Raw genomic sequence first — 12,014 nt, 5'->3', positions numbered from 1 at the left:
AGAAAGGCTGCATGCGGGAAGAGAGCGCAGACTGCACCCGCCGCAGGACCTCGTGCGGCGCGCAGGTTTGCCAAATCGGGCTACGCCGGTGCGGGAAGGGAACGCAATAATCCATCACACCCGTTCCACACCGACACGTTCCGACCATGACCTCCACTCGTTTCCGTTCCCGCCTGCTGCGCAAGGCGGTCTTGTCTACGCTTTCCGTAGCCAGCCTGGCCACTGCCTTGCTGGCGCCGCTGCCGGCCGCCGCCCATGGAGCGGCCGCGCACATGTTGCCGCTCAAGAAGACCCTGGAAGATTTCGGCGCTACCGTGCGCTGGGATGCCTATGCGGGGCTGTGGACCATCCGGCGCAACAGCGTGACCGTGCGCGTCAAGCCGCGCGCCACGACCGCGCTGGTCAACGGCCAGAGCGTCAAGCTGCCGGTGCCGCTGGTGATGAAGAACGGACAGCCCTATGTCTCCGACGAATTCATCAATACCGTCTTTGCGCCCAGCCTGGACAAGACTTTCCAGATCGAGGCGGTGCCGCATCCGCTGAACCCGCTCAGCGCCGATGAGATCAATGCCACGCTGGATGTCTTGAAGGCCAGTGGCCGCTGGCAGCCGTCCTATCGCTTTACCGAAATCACGGTGGCCGAGCCGCCCAAGGAGCAGGTCTGGAAATTCGCCCTCGGCGAACGCGGACAGACCTTTGCCCGGCGCGCCGATTTCACCCTGCTCGATGGCAGTCAGGTGATCGAAGGCACAGTGGATCTGGGTCAACGCAGCGTGACGCGCTGGGAGCCCAAGACCGGCGTGCACGGCATGGTGCTGGTGGATGATTTCGCCACCGTCCAGAACGCCATGGAAACCAGCCCCGACTACGCCCAGGCGCTGGCCAAGCGCGGCATCACCGACATCAAGAAGGTGGTGGCCACCCCGCTGACCGTGGGCTACTTCGGCGGCAAGGATGCCTTGCAGGAAGATGCCCGCCTGCTCAAGGTGGTCAGCTACCTGGATGTCGGCGACGGCAATTACTGGGCACATCCCATCGAAAACCTGGTGGCGGTGGTCGATCTGGTGCAGAAGAAAGTCATCAAGATCGAAGACAATGGCGTCATCCCGGTGCCGATGAAACCGACCGGCTACGACGGCAGCGGCCGCGCACTGGTCCCGCCGCCCAAGCCGCTGGACATCAGCGAGCCCGAGGGCAAGAACTACACCATCACCGGCAACACCCTGCGCTGGCGCAACTGGGAGATGCACTTCAAGCTGGATTCGCGCGTGGGCCTGATGTTCTCGACCGTCACCTACAACGACCACGGCAAGAAGCGCCAGATCATGTACGAGGGTTCGCTGGGCGGCATGATCGTGCCTTACGGTGATCCGGACGTGGGCTGGTATTTCAAGGCCTATCTGGATTCGGGTGAATACGGCATGGGTACGCTGACTTCACCCATCGAGCGCGGCAAGGATGCACCTGACAACGTGGTGCTGCTTGATGCCACGCTGGCCGACACCAGCGGCAAGCCGCGCACCATCCCGCGCGCCATTGGCGTCTTCGAACGCTATGCCGGTCCGGAATTCAAGCACCAGGAATACGGCCAGCCCAATCTGTCAGTGGAGCGGCGTGAGCTGGTGATCCGCTGGATCAGCACGGTCGGCAATTACGACTACATCTTCGACTGGGTCTTTGCCGAGAATGGGACCATCGGCATCAATGCCGGCGCCACCGGCATCGAAGCGGTCAAGGGCGTGAAGTCTTCGACCATGCGCGACGCCAGCGCGGCCGAGGATACCCGTTACGGCACGCTGATCGATCACAACATCGTCGGCACCACGCACCAGCACATCTACAACTTCCGTCTCGATCTGGACATCGATGGTGAAGGCAATTCGCTCACCGAAGTTGATCCGGTGGTGTTGCCCAACACCCGTGGCGGCCCGCGCAGCAGCACCATGCAGACCGTGCAGCGCACCGCAGAGACCGAGCAGCAGGCGGCGCAGAAATTCGATGCATCGACCATTCGTTTGTTGAGCAACCCCAACAAGTTCAACAAGGTCGGCAATCCGGTCTCTTACCAGTTGATTCCGTATGCGGGCGGTACGCACCCGATTGCCAAGGGCGCCAACTTCTCGCCCGATGAATGGCTCAACAAGCGCCTGAGCTTCATGGACCGCCAGCTGTGGGTGACCCGCTATGACCCGCAGCAGCGCTTCCCGGAAGGCAAGTATCCGAACCGCTCGAACGAGGACACCGGCCTGGGTGCCTTCGTCAAGGACAACCAGTCCATCGTCAACCAGGACGATGTGGTCTGGCTGACCACCGGCACCACCCACGTGGCGCGTGCCGAAGAGTGGCCCATCATGCCCACCGAATGGGTGCACGTCCTGTTGAAGCCCTGGAACTTCTTCGACGAGACGCCCACCCTCGGCCTGAACAAGAAGAAATAAGGCTTCCCCAAGCCGGCAAAGCTTGACCGTCCGTGCTCCGGCCCGACGGTCTTTTTTTCACAAGGAGACTCCATGCATATCGCATCCAACATCATCGGCGGCCAGCTGCGCACGGGCAGCCGCCTGCTCGATTCGCACAATCCCGCCACCGGCCAGGTCATGGGCCGCTTCCCGCACTCCGATGCCATCGAGGTCGCGGCAGCGGTAGCCGCCGCACGCCAGGCGCAGCCGGGCTGGGCAGCCTTGTCACTGGCGCAGCGGCGCGAGCACCTGCAGCGCGTGGCCGATGCCATCGCCGCCAATGCCGAACGGCTGGCCACGCTGGTGACGCTGGAACAGGGCCGCCCGCTGGGCGGCGTCGGCCCCGATCAGGTGCCGGGCTCGCGCTTCGAACTGTGGGGCTGCGAGGCCTGGACGCGCGCCACGGCCAGCCTGGAACTGGCCCCGGAAGTGGTGTTCGAGGACGAGACCCGGCGCGACGAACTGCATCGCAAGCCCTATGGCGTGATTGCCGCCATCGCACCCTGGAACTGGCCGCTGATGATTTCCATCTGGCAGATCATCCCGGCGCTCTACACCGGCAATACGGTCGTGCTCAAGCCCTCCGAATACACCAGCGTCTGCGGCCTGGAACTGGCGCGCGTGATTGCGGAAGCACTGCCGGCCGGCGTGCTCAATACCGTCAGCGGCGATGGCAGCGTGGGCGCCCTGCTGGTGGAGGATGCGAACGTCAACAAGATCATGTTCACCGGATCCGGTGCGACCGGTGCGCGCATTGTTGCAGCGGCCGCGCGCAACCTCACGCCGACCACCATGGAACTGGGCGGCAATGATGCGGCCATCGTGCTGGAGGATGCCGATCCCAAGGCGATTGCGCCGGGCCTGTTCTGGGGGGCCTTCCTCAACATGGGGCAGACCTGCGCCTGTGCCAAGCGCCTTTACGTGCCCGATGCGCTGCATGACCAGATCGTGGCCGAGCTCAAGGCCATCATCGCGGCCACGCCCATGGGCGACGGCTTGCAGCCCGGCATCGCCATGGGGCCGGTGCAGAATCCCATGCAATTGAAGAAGGTGGCAGCGCTGGTGGACAGTGCCCGTGAAGAGGGGGCCACCATCGTCTGCGGTGGCGTGCTGCCGGACGGCCCGGGCAATTTCTATCCGCTCACGCTGGTGACTGACATCCGCGATGGTGCGCGCCTGGTGGATGAGGAACAGTTCGGGCCGGTGCTGCCCATCATCCGCTACAGCGATCTGGAGCAGGCCATCGCCAATGCCAACCGGCTCGACGTCGGCCTGGGCGCATCGGTGTGGAGCAGTGATACGCAGCGTGCTGCCGAAGTGGTTACCCGATTGCAGGCCGGGACGGTGTGGGTGAACCAGCACGGCATGGTCCATCCCATGGTGCCCTTTGGCGGCAACAAGCGTTCGGGGTGGGGACTGGAATTTGGGCAGGAGGGATTGAAGGGTGTCACGCAGCCGCAAGTGATCAGTTTGAAAAAATAACCGTACGGTGTTGTATCAAAAAAAGGATATCCGTGGATATCCTTTTTTAATGCCCGACGCGACATGATGCGTGCGCGCCCCAGTGGGAAAGCTTAGCGCGTCACGCTCGCCTCCAGCTTGGCCTGCCCGCCCTTGCCATACGCGATCGGCCGCTCGGCCCGTCCATCCTGCAATTCCAGCGTGGTCAGCGCATCGCGTGCCACAGCCTTGATGCGCCATTGCCGTCCGTCGTCCTCGCTCACCAGCAGCGAACCGGAGAGCGAGCTTGCCATGACCTGATTGCCTTCGCTGCGCAGGGCCGTGATGGAGCCGCTGGTGGGCGAGGCCAATACCTGCCAGTGCTGCCCGCCATCCTCGCTGCGCAGCAGCTTGCCGCCCAGACCACCAACGATGATGGCCCCGGAGGCGGTGACCACGCCGCTCCACAACGAAGCCTTGCTCCCCGTGGCCAGCGCTTCCCAGTGCTGGCCGCCATCGAGCGAGCGATACAGTACGCCTTGCTCGGCCGAGACGAACAGCGCGCCATCGCGGCCGGGGAAGATGTGCAGCAGGTTCAGGTCGCCGCGCTGCTGGCCGGGTGCAGTGGGCAGCTTGACCTGCTGCCAGCTCTTGCCGCCATCGCGCGTATGCAGCAGCAGCGACCACAGGCCGGCCGCCCAGCCCTCATTGGCATTGGCAAACCAGATTGAGAACAGCGGCTGGTCCACGCTGGTGTCGCTGCGCTGCAGGGCCCAGGTCTTGCCGCCATCGGCGGTATGCAGGATCACGCCGCCGTGGCCGGCGGCCCAGCCTTGCTCGGTGCCGGCGAAACTGACCGAGGTCAGCGTGGTATCGACCGGTACCTTGTCGGCCTGGCGATAGCTGGCACCGCCGTCGTCGGAGAGGATGATGTAGCCATAGGCGCCTACGGCCACGATACGGCTGCCCGCACGGGTCGCACCCAGCATCATGTTGTGCAGGGCATGCGCATCGGAGCGCGCAGGTGACAGCGTGACCGCTGCGCCGGCCTGCGCGAATGCGGCATGGGAGACACCACCGGCCAGCAGGGCCAAGGCCAGCGCCACGGAATGTTTGCGGAAATAAATCATGACTCGTCCTTGCGATCGGTAATCAGTGCGCCAGGGCGCTGTTGAGCTTGATGGGCGACTTGCGCGGGAACATCTTCTCCAGCACCACTGCAAAGGCGGGCAGGGCGGTCATCGCCATGACCAGGTTGACCAGGAACATGAAGGCCAGCAGCTTGCCCATGTCGGCCTGGAACTTGAGGTCGGAGAAGGACCAGGTGGCCACGCCGATGGCGAGCGTGATGGCCGTGAAGATGGTGGCGATGCCCACTTCCTGGATCGCATTGTGCAGCGCCTCTTCAATGGGCAGGCCAGCGGCCAGATGCAGCTGCAGCCGGTTGTAGATGTAGAAGGCATAGTCCACGCCGATGCCCACGGCCAGTACCATCACGGGCAGCGTCGCTACCGTCAGGCCGATCTGCAATTGCTTCATGAAGGCATAGCCGATGAAGGTGGCCACCGTCAGCGGCAGGCAGCAGGCGATGATGGCGCGCCAGTCGCGATACACCGCAAACACCAGCAGCACGATGGCGCCGTAGACGTAGAGCATCATGGGCAGCTCGGATTTTTCCACTTCATCATTGACGGCCGCGATCACGCCCGCGTTGCCTGCGGCCAGGCGGATTTCCAGCCCGGCCAGCTTGTGCTGGTCGCGATAGGTTTTCACCGCCTGGATCACGCCATTGATGGTGGCGGCCTTGTGGTCGGCCAGGAACAGGTGGCTGGCCAGCATGTTGCAGTCCTTGGAGAGGAAGCCGCGCACACGCCCGATCTCCACCGCCAGCGCGGCGTAGTTGGCGGCATCCAGCGGCACCGTGAACATGGCTGGATTGCCCTCGTTGTAACCCTCGTTATAGATCTTCATCTGGTCGGCGAAGGAGCTCACGGACAGCACGCCGGGCACGTGCCGCATGACCGTATCGAACTGATCCTGATAACGCCCGAAGCTGACGTTGTCGCACGAATTGGAAGGCGTCGACAGGATCACCGTCAGCCAGTCCAGCCCGTTGCCGTAGTTGTCCGCGATCCAGCGGGCATCGCGGTTGTAGCGTGCGTCGGCATGCAGTTCCGGTGCGCCCGGCTGCAGCGTGCCGACCAGGCGGTCATGGCTGTACCAGGCCGAGCCGGCCAGCACCAGCAGGGTGATGACGACGATACTGCGCGCCACGCGCGGCTGTGCCGAGCGTGACAGCACGGCCAGCCAGCGGCCTCTGGCCTGCTGGGCGCGCATGGCGCTGTCGGCATAGGTCTTGCCGACCTTCAGCAGCGAGGCCGCCAGCGGCAGCATGACCAGGTTGGTGATGATCTTGTAGCCCACGCCGATGGACGCCGTGATGGCCAGTTCGCGCACCATCGGAATCGGGATCATCACCAGCGTGACGAAGGACACCAGCGCCGTCACCAGCGCCAGCACGCCTGGAATGAGCAGGCCCTTGAAACTGGCGCGGGCCGCCGCTTCGCAGGACTGGCCGCTGGCAATGCCGCGTACGATGGTGTTGATCTGCTGCACGCCATGCGAGACGCCAATGGCAAATACCAGGAAGGGCACCAGCACCGCCAGCGGATCGAGCCCATAGCCGAGCAGGCGCAAGGTGCCGAACTGCCACACCAGCGACACCAGCGAGCAGGCCACCGGCAGCAGCGTGAAGGGCAGCGAGCGGCAATACCAGTAGACGGCGATGGTAGTCAGCAGCAGGGCCATGGCGCAGAATTTGAGGACGCCTTCGGCACCATCGGCCACATCGCCGATCTGCTTGGCAAAGCCGATGATCTGCACTTCGAAGTCGGCGTTCTCGTATTTCGCGCGCAGGTCGTTGAGCAGTTTGTTGTAGGCCAGATAGTCGACCTTGTCACCCTTGGCATCGAACTCGTTGATCTCGGCCACGATCATGGCGCTGTCCTGGTTGCGCGAGATGAGGGTGCCGACGAAGCCGCCATTGACGGCCGTATTGCGGATCTGTTCGATGGTCTCCGGCGTGAGCGCCGAGGGGATCACGGTGCCGGGGATGACGGGGTCGGCGCGGAATCCCTCCTCGGTGATCTCGTTGACGAAGGTGTTGGGCGTCCACAGCGACTGCACGCCGAGCCGGCTGATGTTGGGCAGGAACATGACGGCCTGCGTCATTTCGGACAGGCGGGTCAGTCCCTCCCTGGTCCAGATGCTGCCCTTGCGTGCGCGCAGAACGATGTTGAGGCGATTGGCCCCGAGCACGTCATCGCGGTATTGCTTGAAGGTGTCGATGTATTCGTGATGGGTCGGCATCTGTTTTTCGAAGCCGGCGTCCATGCGCAATTGCAGCGCGAAATACGACAGCACGGCGGTGAAGGCCAGCAGCAGGGCCAGGATGGGAATGCGCAGGCGGAACAGGCAGGCTTCGAGTCTATCCAGACTGAACAGGGAAGGGGCGTTGGCCATGGTGCGGTGGTCTCGGGTCGGAGTTCAAAAACGCGGGCCGCCCGCAGGCGGCTTCAAGCAAAACGGGATTGCGCGTCAATGCGCCCGGACCGTGGAGGGCCCGGGCGCGCGGCCTCAGAAGTTGCGGCTGATGGTCATGCCATAGAAGCTGCGGTCACGCAGCGGTTGATCGAACACGCTGGCTCCGCCCCAGAACTTGGCGAAGTTCAGCGCCACCTGCCATTTGGCCGGGTTCTGAGTGAAGGTCACGGTGAAGTTGGCCATCTTCGCGCCTTCCATGAAAGTCGCCGTGGCATTGGGCGTGCGGCCCTTCACGGCATGGAAGAAGTAGACCTCGGGAATGACCTGCCAGCCCGGGATCACCGAACCATCGTAGACCCAGCTGAAGTCGAAGTTGTAGCCATACGAAGTCGCGCTGCCCACGCCGGATGTATTGCCGCCATTGGCCAGCGTATTGCTGGCATTGGCCGTGGTGTCGTAGCCCCAGCCCCACAGGCCCGCAGCCACGGGGATGCCGCCATACGCGTTCTTCAGGTTGGGATACTTGATGGCCACCGCTTCCACCATCAGCGTGGCGGTATCGGCCCCCAGGGTCTTGAGCACGGCACCGTGTTCGCTGGGGGTCAGGCTGAGCATGCCGGTGATGGCCAGCTGGTATTTCTCGGTCTCGATGTAGCACTTGCCATTGGTCTGGCACAGGCCGCCATTGGCGTTCTGCACCGAGCCGTTGAGCGAGACCGCATCCTTGGGCCGATACGACAGTTCCGTGCCGATGGCCCAGTTGCCCAGCGGGAAATTGGCCGAGAGGCCGACCATCTTGCGGTCTTCCAGATAGGAATAGCCCAGGCCGCTGGCGGTATTGGCGGTCGACAGCACGGGCGATTTGTCGTGGTAATTCATCACGTACAGGCCGAAGTTCACATCGGCACCCGGCGGCGTATAGCGCAGTGCCACGCCATACTGGCCGGTCGAGCGCGGCCGGCCGGTGACCGGCACACCCAGCGCATCGGCGCCGCTGCCCACGGTGGCGGTCGACCAGTAGCTGCCCACGGGCGGGAAATAGTTGCTTTCCCAGCCTTGCTGCACATAGGTTTCCACCGAGAAGCCACGGCCCAGGCCCGTGGCGAAGTTGACCATCGGGGCGGGCAGGATGGCTTCCTTCAACTGCGTACCCGGATTGGACAGGCGCATCAGGTCGATGGCATTGGTCTGGTTGATGCCGCCCGCGATGAACAGGCTCTCGCCCCAGTTCACCACCTGATTGCCGACGCGGATGCGGGCGCGTTCCTCGCCCAGGTCGAAGGACTTGCTGACCCACAGGTCCAGCAGGCGCACCTTGGAATGCAATTCATTGGTGGCGTCATCCGACAGCGCGCGGCCGGTGGTATTCGCTCCGCTGATGTTGCCGGTGCTGCGAGTGGCCGAGTAATCGCGCAGCCAGCTCACGCGGCCCAGGAATTTCACGTCTTCCGGCATGTTGAGCAAAAGCTCATGGGTGCCTTTGAGATAGGTGGTGAAGCGGTCCCCCCGGTTGTAGTTCAGGTCGCCCTGGTCATTGAGCGAGGACAGCGCATCGGCACAGCCACCCGGCGCACTGGGACCGGAGGCAGACGCCGCACTGCCGCCGCTGCTGCCGATGATCAGGCCGCAGGATTGCTTGCTGGCGCGCACGCCCACACCCAGCGAGACCGTGGAATCGAAATTGCCGGATACCGTCTCACCCTCGAAGGTGATGGCCTGTGCCGCGCCACTGCAGAGTGTGGCGGCGGCCAATGCGATGACTCTGGTTTGCAGATGATTTTTCATTGTTGTTCCTCTCCCGTTGCGGATGCCGTCTCAGGACCGCTCAGCGATCGCTGATGGCACGCAGGTTGTCGGCGCTGTAGAAGCTGGCCTTGGCGCGCGGATTGCCCTTGCCGTCGACTTCCCAGGCCATGTCCTTGCCGGTGCCGGCGGCGTGCAGGTCGAACACGTAGCGGCCTTCGGCCAGGTTGTATTGCGCGAAGCCGGCCTGGTCGCAGCTGCCGGTCTCATAGACCGGGATCACATAGGCTTCACGGTGTTTCCACAGCTTGCCTTGTGCGTCGTAATCATCGGCGGCGACCAGGTTCCAGCTGTCCTCGTCAACATAGAAAGTGCGCTTGGGCGCGAGGTGGCGCACGCCGGCCTTGACCGTGGCTTCCACCACCCAGACGCGGTGCAGCTCGTAGCGGCGGGCGCTTTCGGCGATGGACTCGTCACCGGCCACGTCTTCGAACTTGGCCTTGAAGTCGGTGGCACCGAAGCTGCCATACGGTACGTACATTTCCTTCTTGCCGACCAGCTTCCAGTCGAAGCGGTCGATGGTGCCGTTGAAGACCATGGGTTCATCCAGCGTGTACTGGTTCTCCATGCCGATCTGCGGCGAGTCGTAGGCGTAGGAGGGCATGCGGCGCACGCGGCGCTGGCCGGGGAAATAGTAAAAAGTTTCGCCGCCGGCCTGGTTGAGGAAGGTGGTCAGCGACAAGGCTTGTCCGGCCAGCGCCGTGGGCGAGTTGTAGGCGAAGTAGGTGTAGTACTCCACCGGCGGCAGGGTCGAGAGATTCACGCTGCCCTTGGCGGCCCAGGGGAAGAACATGGTCTGCTGCGACCCGGCCTTGATCCATTCGCTGCTGCCCTTGCGTGGCGAGACGGCGGTGATGGTGGACTTCCATTCCTGGGCCACGCCGCGATAGCGCATCTTGCTGTTGTACATGACCTCTTCGCCGCTCTTGGGCACGGGGAAGGGAATGCCCGGCACCACCGCCTCGGCCAGGCTCCAGCCATCGGCCCCGAGTTTGGCACTGGTGTTCTTCTTGGTGTTCTCCACCACGAAATCGGGAGCGCTGCAGTAGCGGTGGCTGGGGTAGACATCCATCTTGTACCCCTTGATCTGCTTGATCAGGGCGACCTGGCCGGCACTGAGCTTGCTGGCGTACTTGTCGACGTTGGAGGCATCGATGGTCTCGGTTTTTTTCTCGTCCTTGTACTTGAAGAAATCGCGGCGCAGCTTGCCATAGGACCAGCCTGGCAGGACCACGTTGTCTTCCTTCCAGTCCGGCACGCCGTTGCCGCCGGCTTTCTCGCCGCCCAGCGGCGTGAGGCTGCCGCCGAGGTCGGCGGGCGTGGCGGCCTGCGCGAACGTGGCAGCCAGCGCCAGGGCCATGGCGCTCATGTGGATGACCTTCATTGCTGTTCTCCCTTGTTGTGATGCGGGTGTGCGTTGGCCGGATGCGCTGCCGCGCAGTCCGGATGGCGGACCGCTCCCAAGGCGTGGAGGCCTTTCCTATTGCCACAACCCGTTCGGGCTGGGCCCCATGTCTGACAAAACGCTGACGCACAGGGAAATTGACTCGCTTATGGCGTTGTCCTGAATAGGTGGTTTTTTTGGGAGCAGTGGACGAGGGAGAATGTAGAAGGGGCCACCTCGGTACTGTTAGCCGCTTTTAGCAATTTTCGGGAGGGACGCCCGAAGGGGATGGTGCAAAACCGGGCGGACCCGCTGCAATCGGCTGTGAAAAAGGCTTGCAGGGCGAGGCTGCCTGATTTTTCCGGCACGATGATCAGGGTCGAAGAATAGAGCGGATTATTCCCTTACCGTTGAATTGACCAGTGACAAAAACAGGATTGTTGCCGGAAACAATATTAATCAACCAATTGGTCGGTTTTATTGTGGGAAAAGCTCGTATTTTGAGGCGGGCTTGCCCGGAGCACGCGCAGATGGTGATGCGTGCTCCGGGTGCAAATGAGAGTGGACGATCGAGGAGGTGGACCAAGACAGGGCAGCTTTGCCAAAAATGGCTAGACCTCTGCCCCAAAATTGCCCAGGGCAGCGGCACAGTCCGTATTGGTAACCGGCGTTACCAATGCGGACTGTGCCGGCAGACTCAGGATTGTGCAGCCGTTTTGATGACCGTTTCCGAAGGCAGGACGCCGAACATCTTCTTGTATTCCGAGGCGAAGCGGCTGGGATGATTGAAACCGCACAGGGCGGCCAGGTTGCCGATGGTGTCGTGGCCGCGTTCTTCGCTGCTGCGCCGCTTGATTTCGCGATGCGCCGCGTTCAGGCGCAGCGCCTTGAGGTACTGCAGCGGCGAGATGTCGAGCCGTTCCTCGAAACAGTATTGCAGGGTGCGGCGGCTCACGTGGGTGGCGCGGCAGACATCGAGGATGCCGATCTCCTCGCCCGCATGCGTGCGCATGTAGTCGATGGCGTTCTGCACGATGCGTTCGCGGCGCTGGCGCGAGGGCAGGGTCGATTCGAGTTCGTGATGGCCCTGGTTCAGCGAGAGCGCCAGCGCCACATTGCTGATCGCAGTGGAGGCCAGTGCGCGCGGGCTGATCGGCCGCATGGCCTTGCCCGCTGGCGTATTGAGGAGATCGAAGGCGACCGAGAAGTAATGGCGCAGCATGCCCGCCGTGGCTGCGTCGAGCTGCAGCACGGACAGGTCCAGCCATTTGCGCACGCTGGCTTCATCCTGCTCGTGCAGCTGCGACAGGAACAGCTCGCGCTGCACCGAGATGCCCAGCAATTCGATCGGACCGTTGGTGCGGATGTGGTGTGCCCGGCTGCCT

At 63.3% G+C, this 12,014-nt stretch carries 7 protein-coding genes; 2 read left to right on the top strand and 5 right to left on the bottom strand.

The window, feature by feature from the left end:
- The first annotated feature begins 146 nt into the window (after positions 1-146).
- Positions 147-2,438 (top strand): primary-amine oxidase, encoded by a 2,292-nt coding sequence (gene tynA / locus B3873_RS21335; protein WP_286868908.1) that lies wholly within the window; start codon positions 147-149, stop codon positions 2,436-2,438.
- A gap of 72 nt (positions 2,439-2,510) precedes the next feature.
- On the top strand, positions 2,511-3,941 hold the full coding sequence (locus B3873_RS21330; protein WP_286868906.1) for an aldehyde dehydrogenase family protein: 1,431 nt from the start codon (positions 2,511-2,513) through the stop codon (positions 3,939-3,941).
- Positions 3,942-4,033: 92 nt separating this feature from the next.
- Here the strand turns inward: B3873_RS21330 and B3873_RS21325 are convergent, their stop codons facing one another.
- From B3873_RS21325 to B3873_RS21305, 5 genes are all read right to left on the bottom strand, one after another.
- Positions 4,034-5,029 carry a WD40/YVTN/BNR-like repeat-containing protein gene (locus tag B3873_RS21325; protein ID WP_286868904.1) on the bottom strand — a complete coding sequence of 332 codons (996 nt, stop codon included), beginning with the start codon at positions 5,027-5,029 and terminating at the stop codon, positions 4,034-4,036.
- 22 nt (positions 5,030-5,051) lie between these two features.
- Positions 5,052-7,421, bottom strand: coding sequence for an efflux RND transporter permease subunit (locus B3873_RS21320; RefSeq protein ID WP_286868902.1), 2,370 nt, complete (start codon positions 7,419-7,421; stop codon positions 5,052-5,054).
- 114 nt (positions 7,422-7,535) lie between these two features.
- Complete coding sequence (locus tag B3873_RS21315) at positions 7,536-9,227, bottom strand: DUF1302 domain-containing protein (RefSeq protein ID WP_209534607.1); 1,692 nt, start codon at positions 9,225-9,227, stop codon at positions 7,536-7,538.
- A 40-nt stretch (positions 9,228-9,267) separates the two neighbouring features.
- Positions 9,268-10,629 (bottom strand): DUF1329 domain-containing protein, encoded by a 1,362-nt coding sequence (locus tag B3873_RS21310; RefSeq protein WP_209534608.1) that lies wholly within the window; start codon positions 10,627-10,629, stop codon positions 9,268-9,270.
- Positions 10,630-11,326: 697 nt separating this feature from the next.
- Positions 11,327-12,014 (bottom strand): helix-turn-helix transcriptional regulator (locus tag B3873_RS21305; protein ID WP_286868898.1); only part of this gene is annotated, 688 nt, incomplete at its 5' end.

The sequence above is a fragment of the Herbaspirillum sp. UBA812 genome, from assembly GCF_002296545.1.
GTDB lineage: Bacteria > Pseudomonadota > Gammaproteobacteria > Burkholderiales > Burkholderiaceae_D > Herbaspirillum > Herbaspirillum huttiense.
The sequence above is the reverse complement of the archived record's forward strand: the minus strand, read 5'-3'. Positions and strand labels throughout refer to the sequence as shown.